This window comes from Microbacterium sp. Z12_35, from assembly GCF_058310475.1.
In genome coordinates, this window is the sequence record NZ_JBZEGJ010000002.1 from 586,735 (window position 1) to 607,426 (window position 20,692).

General features: G+C 69.7%; 18 protein-coding genes and 1 tRNA gene. 10 read left to right on the forward strand and 9 right to left on the reverse strand.

Annotated elements, in window-relative coordinates; all coding sequences use genetic code 11:
• Positions 1-547: 547 nt before the first annotated feature.
• Positions 548-1,207: a DnaJ family domain-containing protein gene (locus tag AC4FS1_RS15675; protein WP_491156633.1), complete on the reverse strand. Its 660-nt coding sequence runs from the start codon at positions 1,205-1,207 to the stop codon at positions 548-550.
• A 107-nt stretch (positions 1,208-1,314) separates the two neighbouring features.
• Here AC4FS1_RS15675 and AC4FS1_RS15680 point away from each other — a divergent pair, with 107 nt between their 5' ends.
• The 4 genes from AC4FS1_RS15680 (at position 1,315) to AC4FS1_RS15695 (ending at position 6,680) form a co-directional block, all read left to right on the forward strand.
• Positions 1,315-2,334 carry a LacI family DNA-binding transcriptional regulator gene (locus AC4FS1_RS15680; RefSeq protein ID WP_491156634.1) on the forward strand — a complete coding sequence of 340 codons (1,020 nt, stop codon included), beginning with the start codon at positions 1,315-1,317 and terminating at the stop codon, positions 2,332-2,334.
• 173 nt (positions 2,335-2,507) lie between these two features.
• Entirely contained in the window at positions 2,508-4,121 is a 1,614-nt protein-coding gene (locus tag AC4FS1_RS15685; protein WP_491156635.1) for a xylulokinase, read from the forward strand.
• A gap of 92 nt (positions 4,122-4,213) precedes the next feature.
• On the forward strand, positions 4,214-5,725 hold the full coding sequence (gene araA, locus AC4FS1_RS15690) for an L-arabinose isomerase (RefSeq protein WP_491156636.1): 1,512 nt from the start codon (positions 4,214-4,216) through the stop codon (positions 5,723-5,725).
• A 1-nt stretch (position 5,726) separates the two neighbouring features.
• On the forward strand, positions 5,727-6,680 hold the full coding sequence (locus AC4FS1_RS15695; protein ID WP_491156637.1) for an aldose 1-epimerase family protein: 954 nt from the start codon (positions 5,727-5,729) through the stop codon (positions 6,678-6,680).
• A 6-nt stretch (positions 6,681-6,686) separates the two neighbouring features.
• Here AC4FS1_RS15695 and AC4FS1_RS15700 read toward each other — a convergent pair whose 3' ends face one another.
• From AC4FS1_RS15700 to AC4FS1_RS15710, 3 genes are all read right to left on the reverse strand, one after another.
• The gene (locus tag AC4FS1_RS15700) at positions 6,687-7,259 is read right to left on the reverse strand and encodes a hypothetical protein (protein ID WP_491156638.1); all 573 of its coding nucleotides are present in this window, start codon (positions 7,257-7,259) and stop codon (positions 6,687-6,689) included.
• Between the two features lie 12 nt (positions 7,260-7,271).
• Entirely contained in the window at positions 7,272-7,685 is a 414-nt protein-coding gene (locus AC4FS1_RS15705) for a DUF4383 domain-containing protein (protein WP_491156639.1), read from the reverse strand.
• 155 nt (positions 7,686-7,840) lie between these two features.
• Positions 7,841-8,038, reverse strand: coding sequence for a hypothetical protein (locus AC4FS1_RS15710; RefSeq protein WP_491156640.1), 198 nt, complete (start codon positions 8,036-8,038; stop codon positions 7,841-7,843).
• A gap of 145 nt (positions 8,039-8,183) precedes the next feature.
• Between AC4FS1_RS15710 and AC4FS1_RS15715 the strand changes: the two genes are divergently transcribed.
• Positions 8,184-8,786 carry an asparagine synthase gene (locus tag AC4FS1_RS15715; RefSeq protein ID WP_491156641.1) on the forward strand — a complete coding sequence of 201 codons (603 nt, stop codon included), beginning with the start codon at positions 8,184-8,186 and terminating at the stop codon, positions 8,784-8,786.
• 65 nt (positions 8,787-8,851) lie between these two features.
• Here AC4FS1_RS15715 and AC4FS1_RS15720 read toward each other — a convergent pair.
• A tRNA-Arg gene (locus AC4FS1_RS15720) sits at positions 8,852-8,924 on the reverse strand.
• A 131-nt stretch (positions 8,925-9,055) separates the two neighbouring features.
• Here AC4FS1_RS15720 and AC4FS1_RS15725 point away from each other — a divergent pair.
• The gene (locus tag AC4FS1_RS15725; protein ID WP_491156642.1) at positions 9,056-10,552 is read left to right on the forward strand and encodes an L-serine ammonia-lyase, iron-sulfur-dependent, subunit alpha; all 1,497 of its coding nucleotides are present in this window, start codon (positions 9,056-9,058) and stop codon (positions 10,550-10,552) included.
• 12 nt (positions 10,553-10,564) lie between these two features.
• Here AC4FS1_RS15725 and AC4FS1_RS15730 read toward each other — a convergent pair whose 3' ends face one another.
• Positions 10,565-11,020 (reverse strand): MarR family winged helix-turn-helix transcriptional regulator, encoded by a 456-nt coding sequence (locus AC4FS1_RS15730; RefSeq protein ID WP_491156643.1) that lies wholly within the window; start codon positions 11,018-11,020, stop codon positions 10,565-10,567.
• 43 nt (positions 11,021-11,063) lie between these two features.
• Here AC4FS1_RS15730 and AC4FS1_RS15735 point away from each other — a divergent pair, with 43 nt between their 5' ends.
• On the forward strand, positions 11,064-12,860 hold the full coding sequence (locus AC4FS1_RS15735; RefSeq protein ID WP_491156644.1) for a DUF2207 family protein: 1,797 nt from the start codon (positions 11,064-11,066) through the stop codon (positions 12,858-12,860).
• A gap of 160 nt (positions 12,861-13,020) precedes the next feature.
• Here AC4FS1_RS15735 and AC4FS1_RS15740 read toward each other — a convergent pair whose 3' ends face one another.
• From AC4FS1_RS15740 to AC4FS1_RS15750, 3 genes are all read right to left on the reverse strand, one after another.
• Positions 13,021-14,460, reverse strand: coding sequence for an HNH endonuclease signature motif containing protein (locus tag AC4FS1_RS15740; protein ID WP_491156645.1), 1,440 nt, complete (start codon positions 14,458-14,460; stop codon positions 13,021-13,023).
• A gap of 313 nt (positions 14,461-14,773) precedes the next feature.
• Entirely contained in the window at positions 14,774-15,553 is a 780-nt protein-coding gene (locus tag AC4FS1_RS15745; protein ID WP_491156646.1) for an SDR family oxidoreductase, read from the reverse strand.
• Between the two features lie 163 nt (positions 15,554-15,716).
• Positions 15,717-16,634: a cupin domain-containing protein gene (locus tag AC4FS1_RS15750; protein ID WP_491156647.1), complete on the reverse strand. Its 918-nt coding sequence runs from the start codon at positions 16,632-16,634 to the stop codon at positions 15,717-15,719.
• 442 nt (positions 16,635-17,076) lie between these two features.
• Here AC4FS1_RS15750 and AC4FS1_RS15755 point away from each other — a divergent pair, with 442 nt between their 5' ends.
• From AC4FS1_RS15755 to AC4FS1_RS15765, 3 genes are read left to right on the forward strand one after another with little or no spacing between them, the layout of a single operon-like run.
• A complete protein-coding gene (locus AC4FS1_RS15755) occupies positions 17,077-18,090 on the forward strand; it encodes a sugar ABC transporter substrate-binding protein (protein WP_491156648.1) in 1,014 nt (337 codons plus the stop codon).
• Between the two features lie 32 nt (positions 18,091-18,122).
• On the forward strand, positions 18,123-19,688 hold the full coding sequence (locus AC4FS1_RS15760) for a sugar ABC transporter ATP-binding protein (protein ID WP_491156649.1): 1,566 nt from the start codon (positions 18,123-18,125) through the stop codon (positions 19,686-19,688).
• Positions 19,685-20,692, forward strand: a complete 1,008-nt coding sequence (locus AC4FS1_RS15765; protein WP_491156650.1) for an ABC transporter permease — start codon at positions 19,685-19,687, stop codon at positions 20,690-20,692. The genes AC4FS1_RS15760 and AC4FS1_RS15765 overlap by 4 nt, the downstream gene beginning before the upstream one ends.

Consider the following 20,692-nt stretch of genomic DNA (forward strand, 5'->3'; position numbering starts at 1 on the left):
CGGAGCAGCAGCCCGGGCGCGGTCCGGTCGAAGCGCGATCGAGGCGCCGAGCACGGCGGGCAGTAGCTCCCGGCGGCGCGAGATCACGACCGTGACGACCGTGGCGGCGATGGTCGGCGGGCATTTGGGGAGGAGATGTGCGATGGGGAGGGCGGGATGTGGTGATTCGGCCCTCCCGAAGCGCCATCTCCTCCCGGAGTGCTCGGGACGTTCTCGGTCGGGTCCGAGTGGGGCCGTGTGGCTGCGTGGGGATGGTCGGCGGGGGATAGTCGGCGGGCGGTTGGGGAGGGGATGTGCGATGGGGAGGGCGGGACGTGGTGATTCGGCCCTCCCGAAGCGCCATCTCCTCCCGCAGTGCCATCTGCTCCGGAGTGCTCGGGGACGTTCGCGGTCGGGGCGAGTGGGGCCGTGTGGCTCGGCGGGCGGTTGGGGAGGAGATGTGCGATGGGGAGGGTGGGATGTGGTGATTCGGCCCTCCCGAAGCGCCATCTCCTCCCGGAGTGCTCGGGGAACGGCCGAATCGCGGACCCCCCGCCACGTCGCCGGGCTACGGGGCCGGGCGGCGGAACCAGCGACGGCGGCGGGGAGGGGAAGGGGATGCGGCGGCCGCAGCCGCGCGCGCATCTCGGCGCGCCTCCCATGCCGCAACCTCCGCCTCCACGTCGCGGGTCGGGGTGACGACGGGCGGACCGCCGAGTAGCTGGCGCCGGGCCTCGATGACACGGCGGTTGAAGTCTTCGACCGCCTCGCGCACGTCGGCCGCCCGGGTGAGGGCGTCCAGGCGCTCCGCCATCTCGGCGTGCTCGACGCGCAGCATCAGCGCCGGCGGTCCGAGTCCGGTGAGCTTCTCGTTGGCGATCTTGCGACGGATCCACCAGTCGGGGTCGTGGCTCTCGCCGAGCCCCGCCAGCGGCTTGCCCGCCCCGGGGAGGTTCTCGAACTCGCCTCGCCGCATCGCCTGCTGGATCGCCGTTTCCACGTACGCCGCCCGCTCGGCCGCCGTCGACCCTCGTTCGGGGGCCCCGGCCGGCGGGCTTTGGGCGAGGGCGGCAGCGTCCCCGGCCAGCGGGCCTTCGGCCAGGGCGGCAGCATCCTCGGCCGGCGGGCTTTCGGCCAGGGCGGCAGCATCCTCGGGCGACAGGCGCCCCGCGCGCGCTTCCTGCTCGAGGCGGTAACGCGCGGCCGCCTGCCTCGGGTCGTCGCTCATGCGCACCTCCGCAGGGTCTCCATCGAGCCTACGACGGGAGAAGAGGGCGGGGTCGGCCGGCGCGGGCCGCGCTAGGGTGAGCGGCGCAGCACGCAGGAAGGCGGGGGATGACCGAGGAGCCAGGTGCACGCCCGACAAGCGCAGGTCGCGTCGGCGTCCGCGATGTCGCCCGGGCAGCGGGCGTCTCTCCGCAGACCGTGTCGCGCGTGCTCAACGGGCACCTGAGCATCCGCGACGACACGCGGGCGCGCGTTCTGGCGGCTGTGGACGCACTCGGGTACCGCATGAACAACGCCGCCCGCGCGCTGGGAACGAGCACCACGCGGACCCTCGGCGTGGTGGCCTCGGATGCTGCGCTGTACGGCCCCTCCGCGGGGATCGCCGCACTGGAGACCGCGGCCCGGGCGCGCGGCAGGTGGATCGCCACCGCGTACGCCGACGCCGCCGACCCCGCTTCGGTGGTCGCTGCGCTCCAGCACCTCCTGTCGCAGGGGGTCGACGGCATCATCCTCGTCGCCGCGCACACGCGGACGAGTGAGGCCGTTGACGCTGCCCGGCCGGGGGTGCCGGTCGTCGCTCTGCACGGCGGCGCGGGGACCGATCGTCAAGCCGAGGGGGCAGCCCTCGCCGTGCGGCACCTGCTGTCCCTGGGGCATGAGCGCATCGCCGAACTCAGCGGCCCCGCCGACTGGACCGAGGCGGTCGCTCGTTCGCGGGGCGTCGCGGCCGCGCTCGCCGAGGGGGGTGTCGCGAGCGCCGGGAGATGGTCGGGCGACTGGAGCGCCGCCGCCGGAGCTGCCGCCGCCGGGGATGTCGCGGCGGCCGTCTCGCGCCCGGACGGCCCGACCGCGGTCGTGACCGCGAACGACCAGATGGCGCTCGGCCTCATCGCCGGACTGCGCGCCGGTGGTGTCGAGGTGCCGGGAGAGGTGAGCGTGGCCGGATTCGACGACAATCCGGATGCGGCGTTCTACACCCCTGCGCTGACCACGGTGCGCCTCGACCTCGCCGGTGAGGCCCGCCGCGTCGTGGCCGCCGTGGTCGGCGAACCCGAGGCCGGGGCATCCGCCGCGCCGCCGATCCTGGTCGAGCGCGCCTCGACGGCCGCTCCCCGGAGCGCTCCCTGACAGCCCGCCCGCCCCACTCCGCGCCAGGACGCGCCTCCCGCGGATGCGCCTCCCCGGGACGCGACGGTTCGCGGCCGTCCCTCCGGCGCCGGACCCGCGGGAGGGGGGTCGCGCCGCCGCAATGATACCGGTAACATTCGCGGGAGACCTCGCCCGCCGACGATGGAGCACCCGTGACGACATCTCTGGATCCTGACGCGGTCGACCGCATCCGCGAACTGATTGCCGCGGGGCGCACCGCACTGGGGATCGAGCTCGGATCCACCCGGATCAAGGCGTGCCTTGTCGCAGACGACACCACGGTCCTGGCCGTGGGGAGTTCCGCGTGGGAGAACGACTACGTCGACCGCACGTGGACCTACTCCCTGGATGCGGTGGAGGAGGGTCTGCGCGCCGCCTACGCCGACCTCGTCGCCGACGTCGAGCGGCAGTACGGGGTTCGTCCGGCCACGTACGGCGCGATGGGTGTGTCGGCGATGATGCACGGCTACCTCGCATTCGACGACGCCGGCGCCCTCCTCGTGCCCTTCCGCACGTGGCGCAACACGTCGACCGCCGCGGCGGCCGCCGAATTGACCGCGGCGTTCGGAGTGAACATCCCCCTCCGCTGGTCGATCGCGCATCTGCACCAGGCCGTCCGCGACGTCGAGCCGCATGTGCCGCGCATCGCCTCCCTCACGACATTGGCCGGATACGTCCACGAGCGGTTCACCGGACGCCGGGTGCTCGGGGTGGGTGACGCCTCGGGCATGTTCCCCATCGACCCGGCGACCAAGAACTACGACACCGCGCTGCTCGCCCGCTACGACGCGCTCGCCGCGGGAACCGTTCTGCCGGCACCGGTGGGGGAACTGCTCCCCGAGGTGCTCGAGGCCGGCATGCCCGCGGGTGAACTGACCGCCGAGGGTGCCATGTTCCTCGACCCCACCGGCGAGCTTCGCCCCGGGTCGCCGCTGTGCCCGCCCGAGGGAGACGCCGGCACCGGCATGGTCGCGACGAATTCCGTGACGCCACGCACCGGCAACGTCAGTGCAGGGACGAGCATCTTCGCCATGGTGGTGCTCGAGCGCGCGCTGCGTCGCGTGCACGAAGAGATCGACCTCGTGACCACCCCCGCCGGCGACCTCGTCGCCATGGTCCACTGCAACAACGGCGCCAGCGAGCTGGGCGCGTGGGCAGGGGTCTTCGGCGAGTTCGCCGCCGCGGCGGGCGCTCCCCTCGACTCGGATGCGGTGTTCGAGGTGTTGCTCCGCGAAGCTCTCGAAGGGGATGCCGATGCCGGCGGCATCCTCGCGTACAACCACCTCTCCGGGGAACCGATTGCGGGGCTCGACGAGGGCCGCCCGCTCATCGTCCGGACGCCCGGCAGCCGCCTCACCCTGGCGAACCTCATGCGCGCGCAGGTCTACGGCGTCTTCGGCACCCTGAGCCTCGGGATGCGCATCCTCGCGGAGGAGGAGGTCGCACTCGACCAGATGTATGCCCACGGGGGGATCTTCCGCACGGCCGGGGTCGCACAGCGGTTCCTCGCCGGAGCCCTCGACGCGCCGGTGACCGTGGCGGAAACGGCGTCCGAGGGCGGCGCGTGGGGCGCGGCGGTGTTGGCGGCCTATCTGGCGCACGCCTCGCAGCTCGACCTGGCCGGATACCTCCGCGAACGCGTGTTCGCCGGCGCTCCCGCGACGACCCTTGCGCCCGAACCGGCCGACGTCGCCGGTTACGCCGACTACCTCGACCGGTATCGTGCGGGCCTCGCCGCCGAGGTCGCCGCCGTCGCCTCCCTCTGATTCCCCCCGAGCCACCACGCCCCCGAACCGCCCCGCACCACGCCTCCCCTAACCGGCCCCCGAACGCCCCCGCCCCGCCCGAAGGACATCCCATGACCCGCACGCCGCTTTCCTCCTCCCTCGCCGCCTACGAGGTCTGGTTCGTCACCGGAAGCCAGACCCTCTACGGCGACGAGACGCTCCGGCAGGTCGCCGAGCAGTCGCAGGCGGTCGCGGCCGGGCTCGACGGACTGCCGGTGAAGGTCGTCTGGAAGCCGGTGCTGAAGGATGCCGACAGCATCCGCCGTCTGGCGCTCGACGTGAACGCCCGGGACGAGGTCATCGGCGTGATCGCGTGGATGCACACGTTCAGCCCCGCGAAGATGTGGATCTCAGGGCTCGACGCTCTCCGCAAACCGCTGCTGCACCTGCACACCCAGGCCAATGTCGAGCTGCCGTGGTCCGAGATCGACTTCGACTTCATGAACCTCAACCAGGCCGCGCACGGCGACCGGGAGTTCGGGTACATCCAGACGCGCCTCGGCGTCGCGCGCAAGACCGTCGTCGGCCACGTGTCGAACCCGGCGGTGCGTTCGCAGGTCGAGGACTGGCAGCGCGCGGCCGCCGGGTGGGCCGCCGCCCGCTCGCTCAAACTCGCGCGTTTCGGCGACAACATGCGCTACGTGGCGGTGACCGAGGGGGACAAGACCGAGGCGGAACTGCGCTTCGGTGTGCAGGTGAACACGTGGGGCGTGAACGACCTCGCCGAGGCTGTGGCCGCCGCATCCGATGCCGACATCGACGCCCTCGTGGCCGAGTACGAGGAGCTCTACGACGTGGCGCCCGAGCTCCGCGCCGACGGGGAGCGGCACGAGTCGCTGCGTGACGGCGCCGCCATCGAGCTCGGCCTGCGGGCGTTCCTCGAGGAGGGCGGTTTCGGCGCGTTCACGACGAGCTTCGAAGACCTCGGTGCTCTGCCCCAGCTGCCCGGCCTCGCCGTGCAGCGGCTGATGGCCGAGGGATACGGCTTCGGGGCCGAGGGCGATTGGAAGACGGCGATCCTCGTGCGCGTCGCCAACGTCATGGGCGCCGGACTCCCCGGGGGCGCCAGCCTCATGGAGGACTACACCTACGACCTCGTTCCCGGCGACGAGAAGATTCTCGGCGCGCACATGCTGGAGGTGTCGCCGTCGCTCACGACGTCGAAGCCGCGCCTGGAGATCCACCCGCTCGGCATCGGCGGCAAGGATGATCCCGTGCGCCTGGTCTTCACCGCCGACCCCGGGCCGGCGCTCGTCGTGGCCATGAGCGACATGCGCGACCGGTTCCGACTCGTCGCCAACGTGGTCGAGAACGTCGCGGCGCCCGACCTGCCGAAGCTCCCGGTCGGACGCGCCGTGTGGAAGCCGCAGCCGGATTTCGCCACGTCGGCGGGATGCTGGCTGGCGGCAGGGGCCGCGCATCACACCGTCATGACGACCGCTGTGGGCATCGAGGTCTTCCGCGACTTCGCCGAGATCGCGCGCACCGAACTCGTCGTGATCGATGACGACACCACCCTTCGCGGGTTCCAGAGGGAGCTCCGCTGGAACCAGGCCTACTACCGCCTCGCGCAGGGACTCTGACATGGCTCGCGCACCGCTTTCCGGCACTCAGCATGCCCTCCGCGCCGGCGACGCCGAAGCGGTGATCGCCGGCGTGGGAGCATCCCTGCGCTCGTACACGTACGAGGGGCGGAACCTCGTCGTGCCTTTCGATGCGGATGAGGTGCGCCCCGGCTACCGCGGCGTGACGCTCGCCCCGTGGCCGAACCGCGTTGTGGACGGCCGGTACTCGTTCGGCGGAGTGGAGCAGATCCTCGCCCTCACCGAACCCGAGCGGGGGCACGCCCTGCACGGTCTGCTGGCGTGGGTCGAGTACGCGGTGCTCGACAAGGGGCCGAGCCACGTCACCCTCGCGGCGACCATCGAGCCGCAGACGGGCTATCCCTGGCGGGTGTTCGTCGAGACCACCTTCGCCCTCACGGCGGAGGGGCTGACGCAGACCGTGCGGGCGCGGACCGATGGTGTGACCCCCGCGCCCTGGGGCACGGGGCCACACCCGTACCTCGTCGGAGGGGCGGGCCGCGTGGACGACTGGACGCTGCACCTGCCCGCGGACCAGGTGCTCGAGGTCACCCCGGACCGCCTCATCCCCACCGACCTCGTCCCGGTCGAGGCGGATCCTGACCGGTTCGACTTCCGTACCGCCCGCCCGATCGGGCCTGTCGCGATCGACCACGCCTTCACGGCGCTCGCGCGCGAAACGGACGGGACCGTGACCGTGGCGGTGACGGATGCGGACGGCCGAGGCGCGGCGATCACGTGGGGTGAGGCGTGCCCGTGGGTGCAGGTGCACACCGCCGATCAGCCCGACGGCGAGCGTTCTCCGGCGCACCGGATCGGTCTCGCGGTCGAGCCGATGACGTGTGCTCCTGACGCGTTCAACGCCGCCCGCTACGACTTCGAGACCGGTCTTCTCCTCCTGGAGCCCGGCGCCGAACCGCTCGAAGCGAGCTGGACCATCCGCCCGGTGGGATGACGCGGATCAGTGCCCGTCGTGTGTCACGGCGGGCACGGTGCCGTCGCCGCGGATGAGCACAGCATCCTGCGTGGCGGCGAGAGCGGGGGTCACCACGACCGAGAGCACGGCCGCCGCAAGAATGAGGCCCCACACACTCGGCGCGCGTTCGCCGACGCGTCCCGGCCGCCGGCGGAGGGCGACAGCGGCGTAGCCGGCGACGACGAGAACCAGGGCGGTCGCTGCGGCCGCGGCCACGACGCTGGTGTGGGCGGGCGAGAGCGCCAGCAGGACGGTGAGAAGCAGCATCCCGAGGATGGCGCCGCCCACGACGAGACGCGGGACGAGGATGCGGGTGCGAGCGAGGCTCGCCGTGCCCCAGGCGAGACTGGTCACGCCCAGCGTGAAGAGCAGCAGGCCCACGCCTCGGCTGAGCGCGGTGCCGGCGGGACCCACGACGCCCCCGGCGCCCAGGGCGGCGAGGATCAGCCCGGCACCCCAACCGGCCACCGCGGGCCATGAGCCCGTGAACGCGACCCGCGCCATCCCCGCACGCAGAGCGCGCGCGGGGACGGCGGGATCGGACGCGGTGAGCGTCACGGGGAAATCGCCTTACGCCGTGCGAGTGCGCGAGTCACGCACGCTCTTGTCGGCGGCCAGGCCCACGCGGAGCAGAATGATCGCGCTGGCGAGGTGCAGGAAGTGGTCGGCCACGTTGAGCGCGAGGAAGTTGGCCGGACCCTGCAGGAAGAAGCCGACGATGCCGAGGAGGAGGTAGACCGCCCCGACGAGGATGTTGACGGTCTTGGCCGCACGCACGCCGGCGATGCCGCCGATGAGAAGCGCCGCACCGACCAGCAGGTGCACGATGTTGTGCAGCGGGTTGACCTGGAAGATGCCGAGCAGCAGGTTGCCGTCCGGCCCCGCGAATGCGACGTCTCCGGTGACGGTGAAGCCGAGTAAGCCGACGAGCAGGTAGACGGCGCCGAAGATGACGCCGACGAGACGGTTCGGTGATGAGCCCATGAGGACCTCCAGATGAGTGGCGCGGACGGTACCGCGCCTGCGGATGGTTCGGAACGGATCAGGAATCGGATGTGCGTGCCTCGGAAGGTGACGGCCGGGCAGGCGGAAGGCCTCGATTCTTTCGAGGCCTTCCCTGTTCTGCTGCGTCGCGCACTTTACGGGTCGCGGCGGAGCTGCTCCTCCATCTCGTGGTGGTGGTCCGGGCTGCCGCCTTCGGCGTCCGCTCGTCGCGTGTCGGCGGCGGGCTGGCTGTTGTCGGCCTTCTCGGCGGTGCCGTCCTTGCCGTCGGTGGCGTCTTCCCAGGCATCCTTCGCCTTGCGACCGGCGTTCTTCGCGTCATCCATGAGTCCCATGCGTCCTCCTTCTGGATCTGCTGTTGAGGCGAACGTAGGGGCGGAGCGAGGCGCCACCCGATGGGGTTGCATGGCAGGCGAAGCCGCGGTATGCGTGCGGCTGGGGCCGCGCACAGACGCTAGCCTCGAAGCGAGGAGGTGGACGGTGGGGCGAACGTCGGATGCTGTCGCGGAGGGCGTATCGATCGCCTTGGCCGCGGCTCGGCTGACCGTCCGCAACCACATCCTCGTCGAGACGATCTCGGGTGGTGCCGACTTCGATCGCGACGCGCTCGCGGCGTTCACGCGCGACACACTGCTGGACCTCGCGCGAGAACAGGAGCGGGCCGCCGACCGCATGCGGGAGCTTCGCCGCGGCGCGTGGGGCAAGCACTCCACGTCCAGCGGCACACACGATTACCGCGAGCGCGACACCCGGAACCTTCGCCGGCGCCGCAAGCAGTACGCCGGCGTGGCGAAGGAGCTGCGTGCCCTGGCCGACGACCGGGAACGGGTCTTCGCCCTCCTCGACGCCGCGCGGGACGCAGCGTGGGGCGACGTGGAGGCGAACCTTCAGCGCCGCCTCAAGGTCGAGGGGATGACGGCAGACGCGGATCCGGACTACGGGCGGATGCGGAAGGCGCGGATGGATGCGCTCCGCATGGTCGATCTTCCGAGGCTCGCATCGCACGCGCGACGCCGGCGGTCCGCGGCCGACGCAGAGCCCGGTGAAGAGCCGCAGACAGCTCAGGCGGGTGCCGAAGAGTAAGGATGCAGAAATCCCCCGGTCTCCAGAGGAGAACCGGGGGATTTCATCACTGTCTCAACACAGTGCGCGCCCGGAGGGACTCGAACCCCCAACCTTCTGATCCGTAGTCAGATGCTCTATCCATTGAGCTACGGGCGCACGGCCTCCGCGCGAAACGGCGCGCAGGCCTCACTGAGAGTACCTCACACTCCGCCGCCGCCGCGAATCGAGACGGCCTTTTCGCGGTCGTATCCGGGGGCGGCGGCGGGGTCGCGGCGTACCCTGGGGGGATGAGCGCCTACGTCTCGGCGTTCGAGTTGTTCTCCATCGGAATAGGACCCTCGAGCTCCCACACGGTCGGACCGATGCGCGCGGCCGGCGACTTCGTCGCGCGACTTGCGGCGACCGGCATGCTCGATCGAACCGCGGCCGTGGCCTGCGCACTGTACGGATCGCTCGGCGCGACCGGAATCGGTCACGGCACGCCGGACGCGGTCGTCGCCGGGCTTCAGGGGCTCGTTCCCGAGACCGTGGCCCCGGATGCGGTGCGTGCGGCGTGGAGCGGATGGCCCGAGGGGCAGCCGCTCCTGCTGGCGGGCCGGCATCCGGTCGCCTTCGCGAAGGAGGATGTCGTCTTCGCTCCGCGCACGCGTCTGCCGGGGCATCCGAACGCCCTGACCCTCGTCGCGCGCGCGGGAGGTGGGGAGGTGCTCGCGGAAGAGACTTACTACTCCGTCGGCGGCGGCTTCATCCGACGCCACGGCGAGCCTCCGCGGGTGAGTGCCCACTCCTTCCCCTTCGACTTCGACGACGCCGCAGGACTGCTCGCGCTCTGCGACGAACACGGCATCACGATCGCGGAGGCAGCCCGTCGCAACGAGGAGGCGCTCCGCGACGACGCCGAGATCGCCGCGGGGCTGGACCGGCTCTGGGACACGATGGCCGCATGCGTGAACGCCGGGCTGCAGGCCGACGGTGTGCTGCCGGGGATGCTGCGGGTCAAGCGCCGGGCGTCGGCCATCCGCGCCCAGCTCGAAGAGGTCGAGGCGGACGGGCGGCGGGAACTGCCGGGGGAGTGGCTCGGTGCCTTCGCGCTCGCCGTCAACGAGGAGAACGCCTCGGGCGGACGGGTGGTCACCGCGCCCACGAACGGCGCCGCCGGCATCCTCCCCGCCGTGGCCATGTACTGGTGGCGATTCCTCGCCGACTCGGGACTCGGCGCGGGCAACGCCGTCACGCCGTACGGCGAGCTGGTCGGGAGCGCGCTGCTCGGATACAACGGCCACGCGATCTCGCCGACCGAAGCCGCCGCCTGGGATGACGCACACGTGGCCGAGGCCAACCGCCGCCGCGGCGTCCGCCGGTTCCTCCTCACCGCGACGGCGCTCGGATCGCTGTTCAAGGCGAACGCGTCCATTTCGGGCGCCGAGGGCGGATGTCAGGCCGAGGTCGGCTCGGCGTGCGCGATGGCCGCCGGAGGACTGACCGCCGTCATGGGCGGGACGAACCGGCAGATCGAGAACGCGGCGGAGATCGCGATGGAGCACCACCTCGGCCTCACGTGCGATCCGGTCGGCGGCCTCGTGCAGATCCCCTGCATCGAGCGGAATGCGATCGCCTCCTCCACGGCCGTCGCCGCCGCGCGGCTCGCGCTGCGCGGCGATGGATCGCACTACGTCTCACTCGACACGGTCGTGGAGACGATGCGTCAGACCGGCATCGACATGTCGACGAAGTACAAGGAGACGAGCGAAGGGGGTCTCGCGGTCAACGTGATCGAGTGTTGACGCGGCGCCCGCTCAGTAGTCGGTTTCCGGCTCGGGCTCCGGCGGTTTCCGCAGTTTCGCGGTGAGGTCGCGCAGCATCCCCAGTTCTTCGTCGTTGAGCAGGGACATCCGTTCCGCGATGGATGTGGCGTGGTTGGCGGCGACCTTCCGGAAGGCACTGGCGCCGGCGTCGGTCGCCCGCACGAGGGTGCCCCGCCCGTCATCCGGATCGGAGCATTTCGTGAGGAGTCCGCGGGACACCATCCGCTCGACCAGCCGCGACACGCTCGGCTGGCTGATCAGCATGTTCGCCGTGACGTCGCGGAGTCGCGCGGTCACGTCCCGTGCGCGCGTGACGGTGAGCAGGACGTCGTACTCGGCTCGCGAGAGGTCGGTGCCGGTGAAGTCGACGCTCAACTCCTCGAGCACCTCGTGCTGCGCGCGGAAGAGACTCTCCCAGGCGGCCACGGCGAGGCGACGGTCGGTCATACCCTCAGATTACGGCGATTGCAGGCCGCCTAGGCTGAGCGGCATGAACCCGATCCGACGCGTCGCGGTCACCCTGGTGATCCTCCTGGCGGCGCTGACCGCCGGAGTCGTCGCATCCCCGGCCTCACCCGCCTCGGCCGACGTGAACGACTTCACGTTCGCGAGCATGAACGCCGACTACACGCTCACGCGCGCAGAGGACGGCGCGAGCGAGGTCCGGGTGGTCGAAACGTTCGTCGCGGTCTTCCCCGACAGTGATCAGAACAGGGGGATGCAGCGGCTGCTCCCGGAGACCTACCTCGGTGCGCCGCTCGATGTCGACCTCGTCTCGGTGACGGACGCGGAGGGCAGGTCGCGGCCCGTGGAGACCGAGAGCGATGACGGGTACCTACTCGTCACCTCTCGCGCCGACGACTTCGTGCACGGGGAGCAGACCTATGTCTTCACCTACACGATGCGTAACGCGGTCCGAGCCTTCGAAGACACCCGCGCGGACGAGTTCTACTGGAACGTGAACGGGCTCGATTGGGCGCAGCCCTTCGGTCGGGTGACCGCGAACCTCTACGTGGACGCAGAACTCGCCCCTTCTCTCACCGGCTCGCAGGCGTGTTACGCCGGCCCGCGGGACTCCACGGCGGGGTGCCCGATCGTGGCGGAACCCGATCCGGATGGTGGGGTCACCGTGCGGGCGGAGGCGACCGACGTGGGGCCGGGGGAGACCTTGACGCTTGCGGTGGGCTTCGCGCCGGGGACGTTCACCCCGTTCGACGCGTCCTATCTCGCCTCGCCGTGGGGGTGGTTGCAGGCCGGGAGTGCGCTGGTCCTTCTCGCCGCATTGGCGTGGGCCGTGGTGGTCCGCGTCCGACGGCTCGCAGACGCGCCCGGGCGGCCGACGATCATCGCCGAGTACACGCCGCCCCGCGCCGTCGATGCCCTCGAGAGTGCGGTGCTGCTGGGGAAATCGGCCAAGGCGATTCCGGCGGAGGTTCTCGAACAGGCCGTGGTGGGCAGCATCCGCATCGTCGAGGGGAAGCGCCGATGGCTGGGGGGCGTCGACCTGGAGGCGCATCTCATCGATCCGGCGCGAGCCGACGGTGATGGCCGGATGCTGCTGGACGGGCTGTTCGGCGAGGGGGCCGCGCCGGGCGCGGTGTTCTCCTTCGGACGGCAGGACACGCGGCTGTCCACTGCGGCCCGCGCGATCCTCGCGGCCGCGGGGAAGGAACTGGTGACCCGTGGCCTGCGGCGCGAGGTGCCCCTGCGGGAGCGAGTGCTGCCGTTCATGCTGGCGTTGGTCGCAACCGCGGGGGTGTTCACGTTCGGCGTCCTGGCGCTCGCGGCCAGCGTGACGCCGTGGATTCCGATCGTGCTGCTCATCGCGGCCGCGATCGCTGTCGTCGCGGTCGGCGGCCTGATCGCCCGGAAGCCGCTCACGGCGCTCGGTGCCGAGACCCGGGATCATCTGGCCGGACTGAAGGAGTTCATCGAATGGGCGGAGGCGGACCGCATCCGGATGCTGCAGTCTCCGGGCGGCGCGGAGCGAACGCCTGTCGATGCGAACGATCCGCGGCAGATGCTCCGGATCTACGAGGCACTGCTGCCGTACGCGGTGGTCTTCGGGCAGGAGAAGCAGTGGGCCGACCGGCTCGCGGTGCTGTACGACTCGACCGGAACGCCCGGTTGGTACGTCGGAACCTCCGGTTTCAGCGCCGCGTCGTTCGCGTCGGGCATCGGGTCGCTGTCGGCGAACGTGACCTCGGCCTCGTCCACGTCGGGCGGGTCGACCGGGGGCGGGTCGGCTGGCGGCGGGGGTGGAGGCGGTGGCGGCGGCGGCGTCTAGCTGTTCCGCGTCCCGGTGGCGGTCGGATGGCGGGGCGGTGGGGTGCAGCCCCTCCCGCGTCCCGGTGGCGGCCGGGGCTCGCCCGCCCAGTTCGTGACGCACCGAATCCCATCGCGACGTTCCGTGATTTCTGCGCCCGTCCCAAAGTCTGAGCACAGCGTCAGACGGTGAGCGTGGCGAGCTGGCGGGCGGGTGATCCATCGGTGGGGCGCCACCGCCGGGCGGGATCGAGCCATCTCGGGGCGCGCATCCATGGGGCGCGTCGGATCATGCGGATCTCCCAACCGCTGGTCTCGATGGTGCGGTGGTGGAACCAGCACAGGGCCACTCCGTTGTCGGTGTGAGTGGGCCCGCCGCGGGCGGCCTCTTCCACGTGGTGGATTTCGCACCACGCGGCGGGGACGTGGCATCCGGGGGTGATGCAGGTGCCGTCCCGCACCGCGATCGCCCGACGCTGGTGGGCGTTGTAGATGCGATGCGGTGTGCCGAGCTCGACGATGCTGCCGGCGCCGTCGAACACCAGACGCTGGATCGCGGCGGTGCATGCCACATGCCGTGCGACGGAAGCGGAGACGGCGCCGGTGTCGTCGGTGTCGCGCGTGGGGACGAACGCCACTCCGCCGGGCTGTGCGAGCTGGTCGGCGGCAACGGTGACCGTGAGGGTGGGGGCGGCGCCGCCGAGTTGGGGCATCCCGTCCATCCCCGCAGCGACCGTGAGCACGCCCGCGAACGCGTCGTGCCGGCGTTGCGGGGTGGTGCGCGGATCGACGGGCGCGTCCTCATCCTCGTTCGGTTCACCCGCGTTAGGGCACGCGGCGTCGGGTTCGAATCGAGGACCGGGAGCCGAGGTCACCTTGGGATTGAGGAAGGCGTCGAACAGGCGTTGCAGTTGCGCGGCGACCTCCGGCATCAGGCTCCCGCGCAGGGGAACGACACCGCTCTGCTCGCGTCCCAGGGTGAGGCCGCGCGCCTTGAGCGCACGCCCCTCGTCGGGGAGGGTGCCGTCCGGGTCGAGGTAGAGGGCCCAGGTCTTCGCCATGATCGCGATCTCGTCCGCCCCGGCCGGCCGGGTATCGGCGGTGCCGACGGCCGCATCCACCAGTGCTTCCTCAGCCGCGGCGAACGCATCCGCGTCGACCGCCGCGCAGCGGTCGCGAATGGGTGCGAGCTCCGCGGCGATCGCCGCTGCAGCGTCCACTCCGATCGCACCGGCGGTCACCGCATCGGCGACGAGGGGGAACGCCGCGGGGAGTTCGCCGCCGGTGAGCGCCGTGCGGGGGCGCAGGGGTGCGGCGGCTCGCATCCGCGTCCGCGCGGTGGACGCGGATATGCGGGTGACGCGTTCGAGGAGTTCGCCGGGGGTGCGGCATCCACGTCGCGCAGACAACCGGTCTTCGCCCAGCTCTGCGCGCGAGCGGTCGGCGACCTCACCGGCCAGGACCACGCGGGCTGCATCCAACAGCCGACCCAGTTCCTCGACGTCTGCCGCCTGACTCAGCAGTGAGTCGTCGGAGGCGGTTGCCGCGTCCAAGCCGCCGACGAGCGCACGCAGGCCGTCGCGGAGGGAGTCCACGAGGGCTGTCTGGTCGCTGTCGAACATGACCCCATTGTCCCGCTGGCCACCGACATCGGAGCGACTCAGGCCCAGATCAGGCCAGAAATCGGTGGACAACTCCCGGTGCGCGGAGGCTGGGGAGGAAGAGTCCCGTTCCCGGCAAGAGTAAGGGCCGGTCGGAGAGGCTTCCGACCGGCCCTTGTCCCTTGCACCAAGAGTGTCCTGCAATCACATGTCGGCAGCTGCCACAGCAAACAACTACCTGTCAGCACTCTATAACGGTGAGGTAACGGAACGGAAGAGTTGGCCGTTACCTTTTTGTGATTTCTTCGACTTCTCGGCTCATTCGACTTCTCGACTAAACGGTGACGTCCCACTCGGCGGCTTGCGCTTCCCGGGCCTGGCGCTCCGTCGACGACGGAAACACGTTGCGGTAGCTGGAGATCTCACCGGTGATGACCTTGACGATCACGTCGACCATTTCCTGCGGGTCGCCCTGCCCGGGGTAGGTGAACGTCGGCTGCTCCCAACCCGGGAGGATCGCCGTCTCCGGGTCGTACCAGTAGGACGACGCCTCGATCGCGGTGTCGTTGAAACCGGTTTGAAAGGGTCCGGGCTGCACCGTCGCCACGGCGATGCCGAGGGGTTTCAGCTCCTCCCGCAACGTGGCGGCGATCGCCTCGACCGCGTATTTGGTCGCGCTGTACGCACCGCCGAAGGGCTGAGCCTGCAGGCCGGCAATGGAGGAGTTGAACACGATCTTGCCGCTGCCGCGCCCGGCCATCTGGCGAATGAAGCGCTTCGTCAACTCCATCGGAGCGAACACGTCCGACTCGAAGTTCGCCCGAAGGAGCGACATCGGCAGGTCGGTCAGTGTCCCGATGTGAGCGACAGCGGCGTTATTGAAGAGCACGTCGACGTCGTAGCGGAGCGCGTGCGCGACATCGACCTCGTCGAACAGGTCGAGCTTGATGACCTCGATGTTCTCCAAGCCGGCCGCCGCGATCTCCTGACGCAACTGCGTCGCCTGCGGCCAGATCTGCACCCCCGCGATCACCCGGTACCCCAGACGGGAAAGATCGAAAGCGGTGAGTCGGCCGAAGCCACTACCTGCGCCGGTGATCAGAACGGTCTTCATGTTGGCCTTCTCTCGTCGGGACTAACTGGTTGGTTAGGAATCTAACTCTCCGACCCGCCGCTGTCAACCGACTAGTTAGTTTTACTCGACCTCCACGGCGAAGACCACCGCGATCGCGCGCCCGGACGTCAGGCTGCGCGTCGAATCTGGCACCCATCGGGGATCAGCGCGGCGGTCCAAACGACTGACGGTATTCGCGCGGCGTCATCCCGACCTCCCGCAGGAACTGGCGGTTGAAGTTGGAGAGGTTGCTGAAGCCGACGTCGTAACAGATAGCCGCGATCAGGGCGTCAGACTCTTCGAGCAGCACGCGGGCGCGCGCGATACGGAGCATTCGGACCGTCTCACTGAACGTGCGGCCACTCGCCCGCTGGAAGAATCGCGAGAACGTCGTCTCGGACATGCCTGCCAAACGCGCAGCTTCGCCCATCCGCACGGTGCCGCTGATGTTGGCGAAGATGTAGTCCAGCCCGCGCTCGACTGCGGCCGCGGCGGGTGAAGCTGCCTCCGGGGGCGTGAACCACTCCCTCGCCAGCAGCACCCGGTCCTCCCTCGGCGATCTGCTCAGAATGCCCAGCAGTCGGAAGAAGTGCACGAGCCGCAGCATGTGGTCGGTCGACCCCATCGCCTCGAGGGCTTCTGCTGCGTCGACGGCGGTGCGGCCGGTGAACAGGATTCCACGGGCAGACTCGTCCAACAGCGGGCGCAGCTCACGCAGTTCTGGCAGCTCCGCAGCCGCGCGCTCTATGCGGGCTCCGTCGAACTGCACTACAGCGTCCCGGTTGCGGATGATCTCGCCAGGCTGGAGGTCGCTCATCCAGTCGTGGGGGAGCCCCGAACCCACGAGCCACACCTGCCCGGGTTGGAAGGATCCGATGTGGTCGCCGACGATGTACCTGCCGGTGCTCTTGCGGATGAGGTGGATTTCGTACTCGGGATGGTAGTTCCACCGGGCGATCGGCGCCGGGTAGTCATGCTCCATCCAGCGCATGGAGCGTGCGGGATGGCGCTCGACCACCTCGAGCTCGGGCGGGCGGTTCAGGAGCTGAGCAGCGCGGTCAGCGGAGACGGCCATCTTCATGGAAAATTTGTATCAGAACCGCACTGCGACAGCGTAGGAGGCTGGTTCTAGCTGGCATAACCTGGCAGTACGACGCGAAGGAGCGACTCGGTGACCACCGATCGGCAGAGGCCCATCGGCTACCGGATCGATTCCAGCCGCACTGGTGCCCAGCTGCGGGTGCCGATCGTCGGTGTGTGATCACGGGCGGTTCGCTCGTGGACGGCACGGTCACGCCTGACGCTCGCGCACATCGCGAGCCGGCGTCGCTGGAAGCCGTCGCGCCCCGACGGGGTGATCGCGCACACGGGCGCCAGGGTCGCATGGTCACGATTTCGCATCTGCGGAAGGGGTGATGTTACTAGATGCTCAGTTGATAGGATATGTTTACAAGCTGTCAGAATTTTGGAACGTTGCAACGCTCGTCGCACCGTGAACTCTTGACAATGACGTGGGAGTAGCTATGTACAGTAATGAAGTCCTCAACAAGGTGTCTCGGCGCGGCCGTGGCGCTGTGGGATTGGCGGTCGCCACCCTCCTCGCTGTCGGCCTCGTCGGCTGTTCGGGCAGCGCGGGCGGCGGCGGAGCCGCCGGCGGTGACGGGGGGGACAACGTCCTCGGCCTCGTTGCCTTCGACATGACGTCGCCGTCTGACGCGGCGTTCGACAACAGCACGAAGGCCGCCTTCACGGATGCCGGCTGGGAGGTCCTCACGCAGGATCCCAAGGGCGACGCGGGTCAGGCCAACACGATCTGCAGTCAGTACGTCACCCGGCAGGTCACCGCGCTGATCATCACGACCTTCGCGCAGGACCAGATGGCGCAGTGCCTCTCCCAGGCGGGGTCGGCCGACATCCCGGTATTCTTCCTGGCCAGCCCCCTGATGGACGGCATGGCGGGCGCGGTCGACCTGGTGGCGCCTGAGCCCATCAACGACGTCTTCCTCAAGTACCTTGAGGACAACAAGGTCACCAACATCCTCACGCTCGACTACACGCCGGGCACCCCGTGCCGCCTGCGTGCCGAGTACCGCGACAAGCTGATCGAAGAGTCCGGTCTCGACATCGAGGTCGACAACCACGAGTTCCCGATCCCCGGCCAGGTCGTGGATTCGCAGAACGCCACCGCCGCGTGGCTCGCGGCCCACCCGGCGGGCTCCGGTTCGTTCGCGATCTGGTCGTGCTTCTCCGACTCGACTGCCGGCGCCCTCGCCGGAATCGAGCAGGCCGGACGCACCGACGAGCTGCCCATCTTCACGTGGGACTACAGCGTGTCCATCCTCGATGGCATCCGCAGCGGTGCCGTCGCCGCCGACCTCTGGATCGATTTCGAAGGCATGGGCGCCCAGGCCCTGGAGCTGGTGGAAGACAACCTGGCCGGCGGTGAACCGACAGGCGTCGTGGCGGCGAACATCGTGCTCACCAGTGAGAACATCGAGCAGTTCCTCACCGACCATCCCGAGGTCGAGCGCAACTGACCGGGATCGATCTCCGAGAGGGACGTTCAACTGTGAATAACAGCGAACCCGCACGCCGCACCGAGGCCAGCGTCAGCGACGCGCCGCTCATTGAAGCCCGTGACGTCACCAGGTCCTTCGGGGCGGTCGCGGCCCTCTCGGGGGTCAGCCTCGAGTTTCGCAGGGGTGAGATCCATGGACTTGTCGGCGCCAACGGCGCCGGCAAGTCCACTCTCCTCAATGTCATCGGCGGGGTGATCACCCCGAGCAGCGGCAGCATCCTTGTTCAGGGCAAGGAGCACGCCATCGATCGGCCTCGCGACGCGGATGAGCTCGGATTCGCATTCATCCATCAGGAACTGGCGCTGATTCCCGACTTCTCGGCAATCGACAACATGACGCTAGGGCTGCGCGACGCGGGGCGCTTCGGCTTCCTGGACCGCCGCGCCGCATCCAGGCGGGCCCGCGAGGTAGCCGAGCTGCTCGGCATGAACTTCTCGCTGCGCAAGCCGGCGCGTCTGCTCAGCCCGGCCGAGCGCGGGCTCGTTGCCATCGGGCGTGCACTCGTCCGCGACGCCCGGTTTATCGCGATGGATGAGCCTACGGCCGTGCTCTCAGACGTCGAGTGCCAGCGACTGTTCCGCATCATCCGCGACCTCGCAGCGTCCGGCGTAACGGTGGCGTACGTAAGCCACAGGCTCGGCGAGATCGAGGATCTCAGCGACCGAATCACGGTCTTCAAGGACGGAAGGGTCACCGGGCGCTTCGAACGGGGCGGGTACACCCGCGACGATCTCGTCCGCGGGATCACCGGGACGGCCGAGGGGCTCGGCCCGCGCGCCGAGGTCGCCAAGGTCGCGCTGAATGCGTCCGTCGTGTTCGAGGCGAAGCACCTGTCTGATGGGGGGCGCGTCCGGGACGTGAGCTTCGACGTGCGTGCCGGCGAGATCGTCGGAATCGCTGGTGTCGTCGGCGCCGGGCGCACCGAAACCCTCGGCCTCGTATTCGGCGAGCGTCGACCGGTCAGCGGCGAGATGACCCTGGACGGCAAGCCGTACCGGGCCGGCAGCGTCGCCGAGGCCATCCGTCATGGCGTCGCTCTCGTGCCGGAGGAGCGTCGATCGCAGGCACTGATCATGACGGACTCGGTACGCGCCAACATCCAAATGGGGTCGTGGGGGGCGACGGCGATCAGCCGGCTGCTGCCGTTCGTCAGTGACCGCAAGGCCCAGCGAACCGCCGAGCGCATGATGAGTGAGCTGCGTATCAAAGCCCGCGACCCGCACGTAGAGGTCGGGACGCTCTCCGGCGGCAATCAGCAGAAGGTCGTTTTCGGCCGCTGGCTTGCCCGCGATGCCCGCGTCATGTTGCTCGACGAGCCGACCCGGGGCGTAGACATCGGCGCCCGCCAGCAGATCTGGCAGACCATAGAGAACTTCGCGGCCGCAGGGAACGCGGTCGTCGTCGTCAGCTCGGAGCTCGAGGAGCTATCCATCTGCCATCGCGTCGTGGTGATGGCAGAGGGCCGCACGATCGGTGAACTGCAAGGACCCGGCGTCACCGATGAGCAGATGCTCTCAGAGATTTACAACCACCACCCGAAAGAAGAAGCCGCATGACCGACATCGCTCCTGCGCCGACCATCGACCCCCGACGGGGTCGATCGGCGGGCCAGTCCGTCACCCTTTTCATGGGCAAGTACGGAGCCCTCATCGTGCTCGCCCTCCTCGTCATCGTGTTCGGGGTGTTGGAGTCGGCGTACTTCCTCACTTGGGGCAACATCGTCCAGATTCTCAACCAGTCGGCACTCGCGGCGATCATCGCCTGCGGTCTGACGCTGGTCCTGGCGTCCAACCAGTTCGACCTCAGCATCGGCAACACGGCAAGTCTCTCGGGAATCGCCGTGGCCGCTATGCTCATCGGCGGCGTCCCGATCCCGGTCGCGATCGTGGTCGCACTCGCGATCGGTCTCTGCGTGGGACTGCTCAACTCGTTCTTGGTCACACGCCTCGGCGTCAACGCACTGGTCGCGACCTTGGGTGTGGGCAGCGTCGCCATCGGCGTCAATTACTTGATCTCCGGTGGGGCGGCCCAGCCATACGGCGCATTCGTCCCGGAATTCACCGAGCTCGCCGTCGGGACCTGGTTCGGCATTCCCAAGAACGTGTACTACATGGTGATCATCGTCGCGATCCTCTGGGTCGTGCTGAACCGCACCGTCCTCGGGCGCAACATTCAGGCCGTCGGCGGCAACGCCGAAGCGTCGCGTCTGGTGGGGGTGCCCGTGCGCGCCGTCACGACCGCCGCGTTCGTGATCTGCTCGCTCTGCGCTTCCGTCACGGGCATCCTGCTCGCGTCAGTCGTCGGCAGCGGGCAGGCAACGGGCGGTGACGGCTACACCCTGCAGGCCTTCGCCGCAGCCTTCCTGGGTACCGCGGTCATGCGGGAAGGCCAGTTCCACATCCTCGGAACCGTGGTCGGCGTCCTCACCGTCGCCACGGGCTTCAACGGCCTCGCGATCATCGGCGTGCCGGCGTTCGCGCAGTTCCTTTTCCAGGGCCTGGTGCTCATCGCGGCCGTGTCGTTCAGCACCGTCGCCCGTAAGCTCACCCGCGCCGGCTGA

What these genes read in the sequence shown, in the direction of transcription:
- AC4FS1_RS15745 (WP_491156646.1), bottom strand. Translation starts at nt 15,553, where the DNA reads ATGAAGACCGTTCTGATCACCGGCGCAGGTAGTGGCTTCGGCCGACTC.
- AC4FS1_RS15695 (WP_491156637.1), top strand. Translation starts at nt 5,727, where the DNA reads ATGGCTCGCGCACCGCTTTCCGGCACTCAGCATGCCCTCCGCGCCGGC.
- AC4FS1_RS15735 (WP_491156644.1), top strand. Translation starts at nt 11,064, where the DNA reads ATGAACCCGATCCGACGCGTCGCGGTCACCCTGGTGATCCTCCTGGCG.
- AC4FS1_RS15765 (WP_491156650.1), top strand. Translation starts at nt 19,685, where the DNA reads ATGACCGACATCGCTCCTGCGCCGACCATCGACCCCCGACGGGGTCGA.
- AC4FS1_RS15730 (WP_491156643.1), bottom strand. Translation starts at nt 11,020, where the DNA reads ATGACCGACCGTCGCCTCGCCGTGGCCGCCTGGGAGAGTCTCTTCCGC.
- AC4FS1_RS15710 (WP_491156640.1), bottom strand. Translation starts at nt 8,038, where the DNA reads ATGGGACTCATGGATGACGCGAAGAACGCCGGTCGCAAGGCGAAGGAT.
- AC4FS1_RS15725 (WP_491156642.1), top strand. Translation starts at nt 9,056, where the DNA reads ATGAGCGCCTACGTCTCGGCGTTCGAGTTGTTCTCCATCGGAATAGGA.
- AC4FS1_RS15740 (WP_491156645.1), bottom strand. Translation starts at nt 14,460, where the DNA reads ATGTTCGACAGCGACCAGACAGCCCTCGTGGACTCCCTCCGCGACGGC.
- AC4FS1_RS15680 (WP_491156634.1), top strand. Translation starts at nt 1,315, where the DNA reads ATGACCGAGGAGCCAGGTGCACGCCCGACAAGCGCAGGTCGCGTCGGC.
- araA (WP_491156636.1), top strand. Translation starts at nt 4,214, where the DNA reads ATGACCCGCACGCCGCTTTCCTCCTCCCTCGCCGCCTACGAGGTCTGG.
- AC4FS1_RS15675 (WP_491156633.1), bottom strand. Translation starts at nt 1,207, where the DNA reads ATGAGCGACGACCCGAGGCAGGCGGCCGCGCGTTACCGCCTCGAGCAG.
- AC4FS1_RS15755 (WP_491156648.1), top strand. Translation starts at nt 17,077, where the DNA reads ATGTACAGTAATGAAGTCCTCAACAAGGTGTCTCGGCGCGGCCGTGGC.
- AC4FS1_RS15705 (WP_491156639.1), bottom strand. Translation starts at nt 7,685, where the DNA reads ATGGGCTCATCACCGAACCGTCTCGTCGGCGTCATCTTCGGCGCCGTC.
- AC4FS1_RS15750 (WP_491156647.1), bottom strand. Translation starts at nt 16,634, where the DNA reads ATGAAGATGGCCGTCTCCGCTGACCGCGCTGCTCAGCTCCTGAACCGC.